The sequence below is a fragment of the Bradyrhizobium sp. CB1717 genome, from assembly GCF_029714325.1.
Taxonomy (GTDB): domain Bacteria; phylum Pseudomonadota; class Alphaproteobacteria; order Rhizobiales; family Xanthobacteraceae; genus Bradyrhizobium.
Genome location: NZ_CP121666.1, coordinates 6,360,222 through 6,376,054, shown reverse-complemented (window position 1 = coordinate 6,376,054; position 15,833 = coordinate 6,360,222). Strand labels below are relative to the sequence as shown.

Sequence of the window (15,833 nt, the reverse complement as noted above, 5' to 3'; positions counted from 1 at the left end):
GCCGGGCTGTGACCGGGACGAAGAAAAGCCCGTCCGGCCAAACCCTTATCCCGCTAAATCCGGCGCATAGTGACATTGGAGCGATCACTGATCAATCGCGCGAAGGAGCGGCAGGGACTGCCTTGCCTGTTTACTTAACGCCGCCGAGGCATTACAGGGCCGTAACCGGCCGCCCTTCCCTTCCGCCGAGCGGCCGTCCGCAGCCGGGGTCTCCTGTCACGCCAGCGTCGAGCGATGGAGTTAGGAACGCCTAACGCTGAGTGAGATTGTCTTTCCAGTTGTGGCTCGGGCCTTGCATGCCTGGCCGGCCGAACGAGACCGAAGAGGGCAGGTGGGCTGACCGATTGCACAGGATTGCTGCGAACCGCACGGGTTTCCGAAGGCGAAAACCTACGGATCGACGATTGACTTGAAAACGAACGAGACCGTAATCTTACGTGATTGCGGTCGTTAACGCTGATTCTCACACATGCAAATGGAATTTACAGGTGCCTAAATTCAAGAACAAAACGATTGCCAACTTCGGTTCGCGCTTGAAACAGCTGCGGGAAGAGCGGTCGATGACCATCACCGAGCTGGCCAGGCGGATTGACGTAACTCCTCCCGCGATTTGGCATTGGGAGAAGCGGGGCAGGGTGCCCAAGCCCGCCACGATAAAAGCCGTGGCAAAGGTGCTTAACGTCAGCTCTGAGTTTCTCGAGGACGGTGTTCACCTTGTGAATACTCAGGATCAGGGCCCTTCGGACCAGCTCTCGCTGCGGCCGGACGAGATGAGCCTCGAACAGCTGATCCGCGCCATTGAGGCAAAAGGCTTCCACGTCAGGATCACTTCGGCTGGCGATCGGTAAAATCTAGAAGGCGAGGTGCGCCGTATCTCCGCCTGGAATATTGGCGAACCACGCCAAGCGCCTTTACCTGTGTTCGTGTTGAAACCCGCGAAATCGCCGGGCTGCAGTTAACGCGGGTGACTCGCTTCCGCCAAGCGGCTCCGTGAGTCCGATAATCCTGGATGCTGCATTGGCCGGCCAAGGTCGGTGTCGCCCGTCAGTCACCGTTCGCGCAACGACGAGCGCTCCTCGGTCGAGTTTGGCGAGGCAGCGTTCATGCAGTCTGGCCCAGGCTCGGCGCCTCATAGGCGGCGCGCGAGGGGACAGTGCCGCCACGGGGTTTCACGGCGCAGGAGAATCGGCTTAGCTCCGTTCTAAGCATGTATCCGGACAGGATCGACGGAGCAGCGTTTGGACGAGCTGGAGCGCAAGATTGAGCTGCTCAAGAAGTCGCTCGCAGCGACGTGGAGCAGCCTCGCCAAATCCTCCAGCTCCGCCGATGACAAGTGCCAGATGCGCGCCCAGGCAAAGCGTTGCAGCGAGGAGCTGAGGCGCTGCCTTCTGATCGCCGAGGCCAAGCACACACGCGAGCATGCCAAGGCTGTGTCCGATCAGGACGGCCGTACATTGCCAAAACCAAGCTTCCGTTTTCTCTCGAGCAGGGCCGCAACAGAGGCGGCCGATCCGGGATAAATAAACCTTAAAGGGACGGAAGCTTTCCGAGCCCCGCACGCATTAAAATGGCATAAATCCTGACCCAATTAATGGGCTATGAAACCGTCCGGAAACTCGTTTTCCTGATTGCCGACATCGAGTTGAAACGTTGCTGGACCAGTCTATCCCGGGGTTTCGAGCGATGGGGACTTATCATGTGGGCAATTCTCAACGACCTGTATCGCGAATACTGCTTGGCACGCATGAACGAAATGCGGAAGCTCGAGCTGACGCACTGAGGTGCGACGCGAGCGGTTCGACTGCGCGCTCTTGACCCATCACCGGCTTTCAGCCTGTTCCAGGGCAAGCTTACTTGGGTTTTGTTGCGGGCGGGTTGACCGGTGCGGATCAGGATCGTTCTTCTCACGCAATTTGTCTTACAGGCCGGCGAGCCAACGGGCCCCTAAACGCCTGCCGCAATCGATTTCGGCACCGGCTCGCGCCGCCACCACGAACCGGCACGCGCAAGAATCAATAACGAGACGATGAAGGTCGCTCCCAGTCCCGTTGGCGTGTCCGTAAGGAAAGTGAGAACGAGGACGAGAGTGCCGGCCAGTGCAGGAAGCTCGTAGCTTCGGAAGCCGCTCCTCAGTCCTATGCGAAATAGGAACGCGATGGAAATCGTGAGGATCAGCATGTCATAGATGGCGATATAAGGCGTGACCAACAGCGTGCCTGCAGATAGGGCGGCAGCCTTCAAACCATAAGGTACGCGGCTGCGCCACATCAGCACGAGAACCAGCGTCGTGCTCAGCACGAGGATAAGCTGGAGGGCCCAGGCCAGCTGTTCGGTGCCGCCAAGATGACGCACCAGAGAGTAGAGACTCATCAATTTCCACCAACTGAACCTGCCATCGATCAAGATTACATTCGAGGAGTGCGACAGCCAGTAGAAAAATGCCAGCCAACTCGCAGTGCCAAAGGCGAGTGCCGAGATGAGCACCATTGCGATGGTCGTCACGGTGGCGCTGACGAATACGCGCCAATGTCCCGCCGCCATCAACACAACGGGAAACAGCAGCCCAAATTGTGGTTTGTAAGTCAATAGACCCAGGCAAATGCCTGCGAGGCCCGGGCGCACCGGAATGAGATAGAGCGTGCCGCCAATCAGCGCAGCGGTCAAAAATCCGGTCTGTCCGACCAGCGCATTGAAAAAAACGATCGGTACGGCGAGTGCGAGCAGTACGCCGAGGTTCTGACCGACGATTGCCCGCACGACGGCAACATACGGCACTAAACTGACAACAACCCATCCGAAATACGCTGCACCAAAGGGCAGCAGCGCCATCAGTGCGGCGACGAAGAGGAATGGTGGCGGGTAGTGCCAGGGGAAACTACCGGCGAAATCCTGTCCCAGCGCCGCGACCTGGATTGGCCTGAGGATGTCCCAGTCAAACGCTTGTGCCGGCAAGCCATCGAGCGTAAGGCGCCCGGCCGCCCAAAAGCTGATGAAATCCGTCGGAATGCCGAATCCGTTGCGATCGTAAATCCAGACCCTCAGCAGGTAGGCGATCAGGCAAGCCGTCAGGTTCGCCGCGGACAGCACAAAAAGCACAGCAAAAAGCGCTTTTCGGGTTAACGCCGGGATCTTTGTTTGAGCCGAGAGGGATCCGAGCGTGGAGCGGGGAAGGGTCATGGTGAAAATCCATGCGCAAGATGTATTTGGCAAGGCGTTTGCTACATCATGATCTCATCGGGGTACTTGCAGTTGTTTTTCGAATCGGCGGCGAAAGCCTCGTATGGCGTTACGCGCCGGCCTCTCGATGGCGAAATAGGTGCCGGTTGAGATGACAAACGTTGTCCCGACCAGCAGGGCGTAGATCCAGATTGACAGGGTATCGGGCGCGCTCAATGCAATGATAAATCCGATAAAGATGATAACGACAAAGTGCGTCAGATAGATCGAATAGGAAATCACGCCTAGAAAGTGCAGCGCTCCTGATCCGAGTACGCGCGACATGGTCGAGGTGGAGTCCGTCGCGGCCAGCACCACGAAGGGAAAGAGGAATACCAGCATCTGGGAGGGAACACCGACCAAGTACCACAAGACGAGAACGGTAAGGAAACCCAGCCAGAGCCCGGTGGAAAATCTTGTGCAGAGCCGGTAGAGATCGTCCTTCTCCTCAAAGCTGGAAAAGGCAATCCATCCGGCTGTGAATCCCACAATTCCACGGATCACGTTGACCAAATAGCTCCATTGGCTTTTTGCCGCGTAGATCTCCGCATTCATTATGCGCCTGTCGAAGCAAATCATGAAAAGCGCGTAGGAGATAGCTGACAATCCAATGAAGCAGATGAGTTTGAAGTTTTCCGATCGCGGCGGTTTTTTAAGCAGCAGCAGGGGAAACAGCAGGAGATAACAAAACCACTCGACGGAGATCGACCAGGCCGGGAAGTTCCAGTGTACTCCAGAACCTATTGCGGGCCACGAGTTCAGAAGAAGCACCTGTCGCAAGAAATCGTTGGTGGCCATTGCGGTGGGATACGTCGTTGGATTGACTATCGTCGGCCAGATGTATGCTCCGCCGATGAGGATCAGCGTGATGAAGTACAAAGGATAGATACGAGCGATCCGAGCCAGGAGATAGCTGGAAAACTGAAAGTTCTCCCGGCGGTATACGTACGACAGCGTGAAGCCGCTGAGGCAGAAGAACAGGTCGACCGCAGCGTTTTCCCACATGAGGAACAGTTCGGCACTATAGGGGAGTGGCGGGCGGAAGTGTGCTAGAGCCACCACCGCAGCCGCGACCCCGCGAAGTCCTGTCAGCGCCCTCAGCTCCGGCCGCGGGCCGCTCCTCCAAGTCTCCCCGGACTCCATTCAGCCCTTCCTGCGGTATCGTCAGGCCACGCGATCCATCTGCCGATATCGATGACGATGGCGGGGCGATTAATCAGTTTAAATACTTAACGTTGCTTCCAGCAGCCTAAGATGACAATGATTGGCTTTCAAGGACGCTAATCATGTCGTTAAGCATTGGTTCGCAACAGATGGATGCGAATAGCGGACAGACAGAGAGCATTCCGAGCAGTGATCATCTTCGGGCCTGGCTGCCGTTGATCCTCGCCACCACGGCCTATTTGATTCTCGTCGGCAAGATCGGCGAGGTACTACGGGATGCCGACACCTATTGGCACGTTGTGGTCGGCGAATGGATTGTTGATCATCGTGCCGTACCTCACGTTGATCCCTTTTCTTTTACGAAGCACGGCGCGCCCTGGATCACCAGCGCGTGGTTGTCAGAAGTCCTCTATTTTCTTGCATTCAAATTGGCGGGGTGGCTGGGCCCTGCGCTTCTAGCTGCGTTCGCGGCCTCTACAGCGTTCTTCCTGCTTGCCCGTTGTCTCCTCAAAAGACTGTCGAACGTACCGGTCATGATCCTGGTGAGTGCCGGCATAGTCATGACGGTGCACCACGTCCTGGCCCGGCCGCATGTATTGATTTTTCCACTGATGGTGCTGTGGGTCGACGGTTTGCTTCGGGCGACCGAGACGCGACGGGCGCCTCCATTGTCCTATGTTCTGATCATCACGCTATGGGCGAATCTCCATGGCAGCTTCACGTTGGGCGTGGCCCTGATCGCTCCGTTTGCCCTTGAGGCGGTTTGGAACGCGGACAAGTCGTCCCGCATGACGGTCGCGCTGCATTGGTTCCGATTTGGGGTGTTGGCGCTCGGGGCCGGCTGTGTGACCCCGTATGGGGTCGAGTCCATCCTGGTTACAACACGGATCTTGAGGCTCGGGCCGATCCTCGCAACAATTGGCGAGTGGAGGCCGATAGATTTCGGCTCTCTGCACCCGTTTACAATTTGCCTGCTCGGTGGTGCTGCCTACGCGCTCTACAGCGGGTTTAAGCTGCCTTTTCTCAGGATGGCTGCGCTGCTCGCGCTCGTCTACGAAACTCTCGCTCACCAGCGGTATGTCGACGTTTTCGCGATGGTTGCGCCATTCCTGATTGCCGGCCCATTGGCACAGCATGTCTTGCGGCAGGAACACCGGAAAGCGATTCCGGCGAGGACGACGCATGTCATCACGTTTTTTGTGGCCTTATCGATCGCGACCGGTGTGATCGTTGTGGCGAAGGATCGATCGCTTCCGCTTGTTCCGGGTGCTGCCGTGGAGAAGCTCAAGGAGCTAAAGGCAGATCGCGTCCTGAATGATTACTACTTCGGCGGATATTTGATCTTCCAGCGCATGCCGACGTTCATCGATTCGCGCGCCGAACTATATGGTCCGGAGTTTATCAGCCGCTATATGCGCGTAACCTCGCTCGAGGATCTGCCGGATTTCATCAAGTTGCTCGATGAGTACAAAATCGATTCAACACTGCTTTTCCCTACGACCCCGGCTGTCGGCCTGCTCGACCGATTGCCTGAATGGGAGCGCGTTTATTCGGACAACGTGGCTGTCGTCCACGTTCGGCGTACGCGTGCAGAAAGCGTAGCTACTCCGAAATAGCGGGCATCTGCAGCCCGAGGTGAATGTTGGCCGAGCAAGGATCGTCGATCGCCGCCCGGCAATGGCGCGTTCATCGTCGCCATTAACGGTATTATATTGCCGTTGCGGACTTTTTTCCCAGGTTCATGCACCCGTACGCCAGTCATGGTCAGCGCATTGAATCGGAAAATCCGATCCTTGCAGGTGGATCCGACGCGGTGGAATTCGGAATATATGAAAATTAAGCGAGTAAATATGATCCGGCAATGCCGCTGACGGTTCTTTTACGGGGCAAGCGCAACGTCGAGGCTTGCGAGGTGAGGCCTCGCTGACAGGTTAGGTGCGACGAAAAGCGGCAAAATCAGCCTCTTTTATAGCTCCAATCACCGTAAGACTACAGGACTAGCCCTTCTGGAGTAAGGTTAATGAAGGATTACCACGTGACAAACATTTACGTCGGTATATAAAATTTAAATCGTTGGCTCAGGCTCTGATCGGCCGACGTACGCTTCAGTATTCATCTTTGTAAAAGGAATTTCCCATGTTGAAGCTTTACATCAAGACCACGGAAGCTGTGAAGCGCCTGCGCTCCGACAACGGCGGCGTGGTGTCGTTTGAATACGTGATTGTCGCCGCTTGCATCGTCGCTGCGGTTGGCCTTGCGTTCGGTGCCGGCGGAAGCGGTCCGATCTCGAGCGCCCTGAGCAGTGCGATCTCGAGCATCTCCGCCAAGGTCATTTCTGCGGTCGGCTGAGCGATCGATTGGACGAGAAGACGGGGTCGGTGGATCGTGGCCCTGTCTTCTTTGCCTCCAGTGCGACTGCTTCGTGGCCATCTCAGTTGAACCGATTGTGCCACCAACCAGTCTACCGCTAGAGACCTCGTCGGCAGACATTCCGATAGGGCGATGTATGGACGGTGCGGGCTGACGTCGTTCGTTCCGAACCGGGTCGGCCAGGGCGCTGAACTCAACTGAAGAGGTGTCACGTGTTGAGGCATTTTGTCGAAGTCAGTGAAGCTCTGAAGCGTCTTCGCGAGAACGAGAGCGGCGTGGTGTCGTTTGAGTACGTCATCGTTGCCGCTTGTATCGTCGCCGCGGTCGGTCTTGCGTTCGGCGCCGGCGGAAGCGGTCCGATCTCAGCTGCCCTGAGCAGCGCGATTTCTAGCATCTCTGCGAAGGTCATCGCTGCCGCCGGGTAGCATGGCGCTTGCTTAAGTGAGTTCCACGCGATGGTGGATCGGACGCTGACCACATATTTTTCCAGTTAGCGTTCGTCCATCGCGGTTGCATTAACGGGCCGCCATAGGCCACTGCGATTTGTATTGTTTTATACGGCCGCCGTGGCCCGTCTAATTGGGGCTCTTTAAGGCCGCTTTATCAGACGTGCTTGGGGTTTGTGCCTGATGAGTTGGATTGTCTCCATAGCCTCGATTCTGCAGATCCTGCTGCTTCTCTATGTCGCCACCATGGACGTTGCGACACGCCTCATCAGCAATGAGATTTGTCTAACCCTGGCGGTCCTTGGGATGGCCGCTCATTTGACCGATCCTGCCGGCATCGCCGGGTCGCTCTTCATTGCGACGGTTCTGTTTATGGTGCTGTTTATTGTCTACCAGCACGGATTGATCGGCGGTGGCGATGTCAAGTTGCTGGTCGCGCTGGCGCTTGGTCTGCCGTGGATGGGCGTCATTCAGCTGCTGACGATCACGGCTTTGGCGGGCGGCGTTCTTGCCGTGGTGCACGTGATGATGCGGAGCTTGCCTCATCCCGGAGTAGCGCCGGTCGGATCATCGGTGCCGCGCCGCGTCTATGCAGTCGAGCGCTGGCGTCATTTGCGGCGTGCGCCGCTTCCTTATGGAGTCGCCATAGCCTGCGGCGGTATCGGAGCGATTTTGAACAGGGGTTTTTGATATGTCATCGGCTTTGCGGCTTTCGATTATTGCGGTGTTGGTTCTCGCGATCACTGCGCTGGGCCTCATCGCCCTCAACCTGAGCACGCCCAAGGCAACGGCGACGACCGAAGTTGTGGAGCCGGTCGCAAAAGTCGTGGGATACTATGTCGCGGCGCGGCCGTTGCCGCGGGGTACCCTGGCCCGTGACGAGGATTTCGCAGTGCGCTCGGTGCAGGCTCATCAGATTCCGGCGGATGCGATCCTGGAAACGCCCGACGCCAAGGCGTCGCTTGCCGGTTCGCTCGTGCGCAAGTTCGTCGAGGCCGGCAATCCGATCACTCTGCAGGACATTGTGCGCCCTCAGGATCGGGGTTTCCTCGCGAGTGTGCTGGCGCCCGACAGCCGCGCCATCAGCATCAGGGTTGACGAAGAGTCCGGCGTGTCGGGTCTGATCAGGCCGGGCGATCAAGTGGACGTCCTGCTGACCCAGCTGTTCGAGAAGGCGGACCCCTCACGTCGCGCGCTGACGGAAACCGTTCTCCGCAACGTCCGGATCATCGCGATCGACCAGGAAATCGCGCAGGGCGGGCGAGGCATCGCCACCTCTATGGGCAAGCCCGCCCAGACGGTGTCGCTGGAGCTCACGCCCGAGCAGGTGCAGAGAATCACGGTTGCCAAGCAACTCGGAAAGCTCTCGCTTTCGGTCAGGGCCGCCGTCGACAAGCGCGATAGTGCCGATGCTGGCGTCATGTCGAGCTGCGATGTGTCGCCGGAACTCGCCCGCCAGAACGCCCTTGCCGGCCAGACCACTGCAGTGGTGCTCTATTCTGGCGGTGAAGCCAAGCAGTTCACGGTCAGGAAGCAGGTCACGGGCGTCGCAAGCGTCAACTGCGACGGAGTGCCGGAAGTTGCGCGTCAGGCCGCCGTATCGGCAGGCTCTGGCAATTCGGCGGAGAAGCGATGATGATGAACATGGCAGTCGTGAATCCGCTTGAAGCTCCATCTGTTGTCACTCGCGACCGCATCGTCTGCTTCGTCAACGACGAGGATAGCGCCGCGGCTCTGCGCAAGGGGCTCGATGGCGCCCACCTGTCGCTGAGACGCGGTACCATTCGCAACGCCGTGCGGATGCTCGAGACCGACACGGACCTGTTCGCACTGGTCGCAGACATCAGTGGCTACGATGATCCCTTTGCCGAATTGGAAAGGCTGGCCAGCGTCTGTCCGCCTGATGTCCGGGTCGCATTGGTCGGAGAGAGCAGGGAGATCGGCTTCTACCGCGAGCTCATGGACATCGGGGTGACCGAGTACCTGCCGCGGCCGCTCACGCGGGATATGGTGCTGGATCTGCTACGCCCGAAGCTGCTTGGCGGCGAGGCGCCGGCCCAGCCGGATCGCGGCGGGCACGTGATCTCGATCTGTGGCGCGCAGGGCGGAGCCGGCGCGACAAGTATTGCCATCAATCTCGCGCTGCAACTGGCGGAGACGACGAAGGCCAAGGTCGCGCTGCTCGATCTCCATCTGCAAAACGGCGAAACTGCCGTGATGCTGGGCGTTCGGCCCGGACCCGGACTGCGCATCGCGCTGGAAAACCCGATGCGTGCGGACACGCTGTTCCTCGAACGCTCGGCAATTGAAATCAACGATCGGGTCAGCCTGATCTCCGCGGACGAGGAACTGGATGCGCAGCTCAACATCACCGAAGCCGGCGTGAGACATGTCCTGGGCTTGCTGCGTCAACGGTTCAACTACATCGTCGTCGATGTGCCGGTCCCGTTTCCTCCCTCGATCTATCCGGTGATCAGTCTTGCTCGTCACGTCCTGGTGCTGCTGGAAGCGGAGGTGACGGGACTGCGCAATGCGCACGCGCTTCGCACCGCCGTCACCAACATCGCCGGCAAGGACCGGGTCTTCACTCTGCTCAACCGCGCCAATCGTGCCGGGGGGCTTCCCAAGGCGACGATCGTCAAGGCGCTGGGCGCCGAGCCGGACATGGTGATTCCTGATCTCGGGAAGGGGATGACCCAGGCGGTCAACCTCGGCATTCCCGCGCTCAAGCACGTCTCGGCACTGCGGCGCCACCTCAAGCCAATCGTGCGGGAGATCACGGGGGTCGCCGGCGAGCGCAAGGGACGGCTCAGGAGGTTGCTCGGGCTATGAAAACGTTCGGGAGACGCCCAGACGAGTCGCCCATAGTTCATTTGTCCGCGCTGACATCGAGCTTGCGCGAGGCGGCGGAAGGCACGCTTTTGCCGACCGCGGATTCGCCGGGCTTGACGGCAGACCAGGCTTCGCCTCCGGACTTGCCGGCACCGGCCGCTCGACCTCCATCCCTGAGTCTGGGGTCGCCCGCACCGGTGCCGGGCTTCGCGCCGAAGCGTGGCAACGAACCGCCCCTCCATCATCCCGTGATGCTCAATTCGCTGCGAGACCGGGTCATGGAGCAGATCGATCCGTCGGCTGCGGCGACCGTTTCGCGCGACGTGCTGCGACGCCAGATCGAGGAAATCATCCACGGGATCGCCAACGACGAGCGGATGGAACTGTCCGGTCGCGAGCAGATCCAGCTGGCGGACGATATCGCGGACGACATGACCGGATACGGGCCGCTCCGTCCGCTTCTGATCGATGAAACGATCAACGACATCATGATCAACGGCCCCAGCAACGTCTATGTCGAGCGGAGCGGCAAGCTGGAGCGGGTGGCCGTGCGATTCCGTGACAACGATCACATCGCCTCGGTCGCCCAGAAGATTGCCGCGCAGGTGGGGCGGCGTGTCGACGAATCAAGTCCCATGGTCGATTGCCGCCTGCCCGATGGCAGCCGCGTCAACATCATTCTGCCGCCGCTCTCGATCCACAGCCCCTGCATCTCGATCCGAAAATTTCCGAGCCGTCGTCTGGACATGGCTGGCCTGATCGAGAACGGCTCGATGACGCCGGCAATCGGAAAATTGCTGGAGATCGCCTCGCGGGCGCGGCTCAACGTTCTCGTGTCCGGAGGTACCGGCTCCGGCAAGACCACGCTGCTGAACGCCATGAGCCAGTTCATCGATCACAGCGAACGCATCGTCACGATCGAGGACGCGGCGGAATTGCAACTTCAACAGCCGCACGTGATCAGCCTGGAGACCCGGCCTCCCAGCCTGGAAGGCACCGGGCAGGTGACGCAACGCGATCTGCTCTGGAACGCCTTGCGCATGCGTCCGGACCGCATCGTCGTCGGCGAAGTCCGCAGCGCCGAAGCATTCGACATGCTGCAGGCAATGAACACCGGCCATGACGGATCGATCTCCACGGTGCATGCCAACAGCACCCGGGACGCTCTGACTCGTATCGAGAACATGGTGCAGATGGGGCAGGTCAATCTGCCGTCGCGGGCGATCAGGTCGCAGATCGTTGCCGCGCTCGACATCATCGTCCAGGTCGAACGCATGCGGGATGGCCAGCGTCGGATCATCCAGGTCAGCGAGGTGATCGGCCTCGAAGGCGACGTCATTACCACGAACGACATTGCGGCTTTCGAGTACCAGGAAGAGGACGCTCACGGCCGTATATCGGGAACCTACAAGTCGACCCGCGCGCTTCCAAAGTTCAAGAGCCGTCTTGCCTATTACGGGCTTCAGCAAGCCTGGTCCGATGCAATGGGGCAGCTATGATTCCGCACTACGTGATTGCGATCGTTCTGGGCCTGCTGCTGTGCGCGACGGCAGTCACGCTATGGCTCGACGGGCGGGAACGGCGCATGAACCGCCAGCTCTCGATCGCGCTGCAGACCGCGCCGACCGCCGGCTTGACCTCGATCCGCCGGGCTGAAACCGGCGCCCGCTCGATGCTGCTGTACCGTCTGGCGAACTACAATCCCGACATCGTCTATGCCGTGCACCCGATTTATGTGCTGCTTGCGGCTGCGCTCGCCGCGCTGGCTGTGTTCTATGCCAATCAGCCGTTCGGGTTTTCCCTTTCCGACGTCTCTATTGCGGCTGCGATCGTCGCGGTGTTGGTGGTGCGCGGATTGTTTGGATGGCAGCAACGGCGCTTCGCCAATCGCCTCTTCCGGCAACTGCCGGATACGATCCAGCTGGTCACGAGCACGGTCCGTGCCGGTCTGCCGGTCAACGAAGCATTCCGTACCATCGCTCGCGAGATGCCGGAGCCGACGGCCGGGCAGTTCGCCATCGTTTGCAGCCAGATTGGCCTGGGCGTGGCTCCGGAGGAAGCCGTGGAGGCCGTCTACCGGCGTACGCAAGTTGCGGAGTACGCGATGTTTTCGGTGACGCTTGCCGTCCAGTTGAAATCCGGCGGCAGCCTGGCCGAGACCTTGCAGATCCTGGCGGAAACCGTGAGTCAGCGCGTCGCGCTGGCGGCTCGTGCCAAGGCGCTTGCAGGAGAGGTCATCTTCTCCTCGCGCGCGCTTTCATTGTCGCCCGTGATCATTGGCGGCGTGCTGTACATGATCAATCCGCAATCGATCAATCTTCTGTTTCTTGATCCGACCGGCAACATGCTGCTGGCCTACGCGGTGGGCTCGGTCATTCTCGGGCATCTGGTCATACGTTGGATGATCCAGAGGGAGACGTCGCTATGACTGCCGGCGCGAGTGTGGCAGCCCTCATGGTCATCGCCATCGCGGTGACGTTCCTGTTGGTGATCCGCGAAGTCCACATTCGCACGCTGGACGCGCGCGTCTCGAATGCGGTGCTCGGCATTTCCGATCGGTCGACGCGGTCCCAGGGCATGATCGGTTGGTTCTCGTCGATCGGTACGCGATATCGAAAGTTCTATGCCGAGGAGAATCTCGACGAGCTGCGGACCATTCTGCAATCGGCCGGATTCAACCATTACCGCGTCTTGCCGATCTGGATCGGCGTCAAGATCGTCAGCATGTTCCTGTTCCCGATCGTCTTCTTCCTGTTTGCACAGCTGTCGGGAGGGACGCTGGCCAGCGCGTTGATGATCGGCCTCTTTGGCGTGGCCGTCGGGATCATGGGTCCGCGGCTGATACTGCTGGTGATGAAGCGTCGGTTCGCTGCCGCGATCCGGTCGGGCACGCCCGATACGATCGACCTGCTGGTCGTGTGCGCTGAAGCAGGCATGGGCCTGGAGAGTGCCCTGCAGCGGGTCGCCGAGGAGATGAGCCAGACCAATCCGGCCATCTCGCGCGTTCTGCGCGGTTTGCTCGACGACTTGCGGATCCTGCCGAGCCGCGCCGAGGCGTTCGAGAAACTGGCATCCACCTCGGAAGGGCTTCGCCGCTTCGGCATCATGGTCAGCCAGAGCCTGCAGTACGGAACGCCATTGGGCCAGGCGCTGCGCACCATCGCGGCCGATCTGCGGCGGGAGCGGATCACCGGCCTCGAGGAGCGGGCTCACAAGCTGGGTGCCAAGCTCACGGTGCCGATGGTGTTGTTCCTGCTGCCGGCGATGTTCGTCATCCTCGGCGGCAGTTCATTCTTGCATCTCATTCGTTCCTTCAAGGGACTCTAGTCACGAACGAAGCGTCATGAATGAAGTTCGGACAGGCAGGCACAAGAGCGGAAGACGCTCCTTCGTTGGCGATCAGCGCGGTGCTGCCGCGTTCGAAATGGCCATCATCTACCTTGTCCTGGTGTTCAGTCTGCTGCTGCCGTTGGCCGATCTGGCGATTGCCGGCTTCAGGTTCATTTCGGCGCAGCAGGCGCTTCGCGACATGGGGCAGCGGACCCAATATTCCCCGCCGGCGGACGTGACCGACGCTTCCGTGATCGCCGCCTGGAAGAGCTCGCTGCCCGGCTCGATCAGCGGATTTACGATTACGCCGCAGGTTTACTGCGGCTCTCCCGGAACGGTGGCTCCCTGCAGTTCGGGGGCGGCATCGATCGTGAAATACTACACCTTCTCGACCACCTTTACTTTGACGCCGATGATACTTGGCTCGGCGCTGTGCACGTCCTGTACCATCACTTACACCCAGCGATTTCAGTAGGAGGATGCCGTGCGCAAACTGGCTCGCTGCCGTCGCGGTTCCGTCGCCTTCGCAACGGTGATTGCACTGGTGCCGCTGATCGGGTTTATCGCTCTCGGCGCCGAGGCGGGGTCGTGGTACGTGACCAAGCAGAATGCGCAGAATGCCGCCGATGCGGCGGCCTATTCGGGCGGCTTGTCGCTGGCTTGTTCGCTGACCTCGACGACCGATAGCGACTGCGACAGAACGCAGGATTACATCTATCGCGGCAAGCAAATGGCCGCGCAGAACAAGTTCTGCAACTCCAGCGGCGATCCCGTCTATCCGGGCTCGAACTGCGGTACGGCGCAGGCAAATACCACGCAAACCGTGTCGATCGACCGAGGAACCTACTCTGCCGGCGCCTGGACCAGTTCGGCATCCGGCATGCATGTGCTTGCGACCGTGGCGCAGCAGCAGCCGGGATACCTTGCGCAGATACTTGGCATGTCCACTGTCACCATCCGGTCGTCCGCGGTTGTCGAGATCCAGAATCCAAAGCCGATATGTGCATTCGGGTTGGGACCAGGAAGCGATGCGCTCACGATCGGCGGCAGCAGCGCCATCACCGGCAGCGGGTGTGCGATGATGTCGAACACCAACGTCAAGTACAACGGCACTGCGAGTTTCAGCGGCTCGGGTTGGGCTGTGAATGCCGTGGACGGCTGTAAGGCGTCGTCGGGACATTGCGCCCTGACCGGTGCGGGGTACAATTACAACACGCTGACCGCAAAGAATCCGCTATCCGGGCTGGATTCGAAATCGTTCAATTCAACGACGGGCCCCGCGCAAACCACGTGCAACTCGCAGGGCAAAGTTACCAACGGTAACACCTGCAACTTGACCCCAAATGCCGGTAGCGGGGTCTACGGTAACCTGACGGTGAATTCCGGCGGCACGTTAAATCTCGCAGCAGGAACATACTTTTTCTACAACGCAACGATCAACTTGAGCGGCACTGTCACCGGCACGGGCGTAACACTCGTCTTGCTCGGGGACAGCTCAAGTCTCACTATCAGTGGCGGCACCGTCAACCTTTCCGCGCCCACGACCAATTCGTACGATAGTGACCTCAATGGTATCCTGATCGACGATCAGGCAAACAACTCCAACGCGAACAAGATTGCAGTCACCATAGGCGGCAGCAATACGTCGACCCTGGGCGGTGCGATGTATTTCCCGCATGCCAATGTGTCTTACGGCGGTACGGCTCAAAGTGCGAACACACAATGTACCGAAGTAATCGCCGCCTCGCTCACGATCAACGGCAATAGCTACCTGAGCTCGTCCGGTTGTACGTCCAACACCTTGGGCAAGACCAAGGTCATTGCGATGGTGCGTTGATGAAAAGGCTCGACCAGCGCGGCTCGGCAGCGTTCGAGTTCTGCCTCGTCGCCGTGTTCTTTTTCACATTCGTGTTCGCGATCTTCGATCTCGGACGCTATGCGATCACCATGCAATTGTTGCGCGCGCTCGCCAGCGATGGTGCCAGGGCGACGATGATCCAGTGCTACACGCCGCAGGTGACGCAGAGTTTGTCGCCGTCCGGCTGCACCAGTGTCAGCACCTACTATACCAGTACCTATCTGACGTCGGTGCCGAGCATCATGGGGCTCACGCCGACATTGAGCGCGAGCGACAGCGGTTCCGTGCTGACCATTACGGCGTCTCTACCCGGCTTCTCGATGATGACGCCGACATGGAGCGGATTGAACTCGACGCCGACTGCGAGCACGTCGATCCCCTATTAGCCCGATGTAGGGGGATACCGTCGCCCGAATCGGGTCTTTCACCAATGCTGCGGCCCGCCAAGTCCGGGGCATGATTACGAGTTTAACGGAAAAGAATGTTATTTGCGGCCCAATAAGGACCGGGGAACTAGCCGCCGCCGAGGGAACCAGGGGATTGGGTTCCGCAAAGTGGTGCAAGGGGGCAACATTTGGCGACTTTTTCGCTGATTGACGTGGGGGATGAGGGCTCTC

16 protein-coding genes are annotated in these 15,833 nt (G+C 59.5%); 14 read left to right on the top strand and 2 right to left on the bottom strand.

Annotation, left to right across the window (positions count from 1 at the left end; genetic code table 11):
* Positions 1–488 precede the first annotated feature (488 nt).
* Both QA649_RS29970 and QA649_RS29965 read left to right on the top strand, forming a co-directional pair.
* Positions 489–848 (top strand): helix-turn-helix transcriptional regulator, encoded by a 360-nt coding sequence (locus QA649_RS29970; protein ID WP_020608048.1) that lies wholly within the window; start codon positions 489–491, stop codon positions 846–848.
* Positions 849–1,238: 390 nt separating this feature from the next.
* The gene (locus QA649_RS29965) at positions 1,239–1,520 is read left to right on the top strand and encodes a hypothetical protein (protein WP_283020348.1); all 282 of its coding nucleotides are present in this window, start codon (positions 1,239–1,241) and stop codon (positions 1,518–1,520) included.
* A gap of 424 nt (positions 1,521–1,944) precedes the next feature.
* On the opposite strand, the gene QA649_RS29960 is transcribed toward QA649_RS29965, so the two are convergent.
* Positions 1,945–3,177, bottom strand: coding sequence for a glycosyltransferase family 87 protein (locus QA649_RS29960; protein ID WP_283020347.1), 1,233 nt, complete (start codon positions 3,175–3,177; stop codon positions 1,945–1,947).
* Between the two features lie 54 nt (positions 3,178–3,231).
* Entirely contained in the window at positions 3,232–4,359 is a 1,128-nt protein-coding gene (locus QA649_RS29955; RefSeq protein WP_283020346.1) for an acyltransferase, read from the bottom strand.
* Between the two features lie 143 nt (positions 4,360–4,502).
* On the opposite strand from QA649_RS29955, the gene QA649_RS29950 reads away from it, so the two are divergent.
* The 12 genes from QA649_RS29950 (at position 4,503) to QA649_RS29895 (ending at position 15,602) form a co-directional block, all read left to right on the top strand.
* Positions 4,503–5,996, top strand: a complete 1,494-nt coding sequence (locus QA649_RS29950) for a hypothetical protein (RefSeq protein WP_283020345.1) — start codon at positions 4,503–4,505, stop codon at positions 5,994–5,996.
* Between the two features lie 520 nt (positions 5,997–6,516).
* Positions 6,517–6,729 carry a hypothetical protein gene (locus QA649_RS29945; RefSeq protein ID WP_283020344.1) on the top strand — a complete coding sequence of 71 codons (213 nt, stop codon included), beginning with the start codon at positions 6,517–6,519 and terminating at the stop codon, positions 6,727–6,729.
* 233 nt (positions 6,730–6,962) lie between these two features.
* Positions 6,963–7,175 carry a hypothetical protein gene (locus QA649_RS29940; protein WP_283020343.1) on the top strand — a complete coding sequence of 71 codons (213 nt, stop codon included), beginning with the start codon at positions 6,963–6,965 and terminating at the stop codon, positions 7,173–7,175.
* A gap of 204 nt (positions 7,176–7,379) precedes the next feature.
* Positions 7,380–7,886, top strand: coding sequence for an A24 family peptidase (locus QA649_RS29935; RefSeq protein ID WP_283020342.1), 507 nt, complete (start codon positions 7,380–7,382; stop codon positions 7,884–7,886).
* A 1-nt stretch (position 7,887) separates the two neighbouring features.
* A complete protein-coding gene (cpaB, locus tag QA649_RS29930; protein WP_283020341.1) occupies positions 7,888–8,832 on the top strand; it encodes a Flp pilus assembly protein CpaB in 945 nt (314 codons plus the stop codon).
* Positions 8,829–10,028: an AAA family ATPase gene (locus QA649_RS29925; protein WP_283020340.1), complete on the top strand. Its 1,200-nt coding sequence runs from the start codon at positions 8,829–8,831 to the stop codon at positions 10,026–10,028. The genes cpaB and QA649_RS29925 overlap by 4 nt, the downstream gene beginning before the upstream one ends.
* A gap of 278 nt (positions 10,029–10,306) precedes the next feature.
* Entirely contained in the window at positions 10,307–11,527 is a 1,221-nt protein-coding gene (locus QA649_RS29920) for a CpaF family protein (protein WP_283020339.1), read from the top strand.
* The gene (locus tag QA649_RS29915) at positions 11,524–12,456 is read left to right on the top strand and encodes a type II secretion system F family protein (RefSeq protein ID WP_283020338.1); all 933 of its coding nucleotides are present in this window, start codon (positions 11,524–11,526) and stop codon (positions 12,454–12,456) included. Before QA649_RS29920 ends, QA649_RS29915 begins: the two co-directional genes overlap by 4 nt.
* Positions 12,453–13,355 carry a type II secretion system F family protein gene (locus QA649_RS29910; RefSeq protein WP_283020337.1) on the top strand — a complete coding sequence of 301 codons (903 nt, stop codon included), beginning with the start codon at positions 12,453–12,455 and terminating at the stop codon, positions 13,353–13,355. Before QA649_RS29915 ends, QA649_RS29910 begins: the two co-directional genes overlap by 4 nt.
* A gap of 16 nt (positions 13,356–13,371) precedes the next feature.
* Complete coding sequence (locus QA649_RS29905) at positions 13,372–13,833, top strand: hypothetical protein (protein WP_283020336.1); 462 nt, start codon at positions 13,372–13,374, stop codon at positions 13,831–13,833.
* A gap of 9 nt (positions 13,834–13,842) precedes the next feature.
* Positions 13,843–15,195, top strand: a complete 1,353-nt coding sequence (locus QA649_RS29900; protein ID WP_283020335.1) for a pilus assembly protein TadG-related protein — start codon at positions 13,843–13,845, stop codon at positions 15,193–15,195.
* Positions 15,195–15,602, top strand: coding sequence for a TadE/TadG family type IV pilus assembly protein (locus QA649_RS29895; RefSeq protein ID WP_283020334.1), 408 nt, complete (start codon positions 15,195–15,197; stop codon positions 15,600–15,602). Before QA649_RS29900 ends, QA649_RS29895 begins: the two co-directional genes overlap by 1 nt.
* Positions 15,603–15,833: the final 231 nt, after the last annotated feature.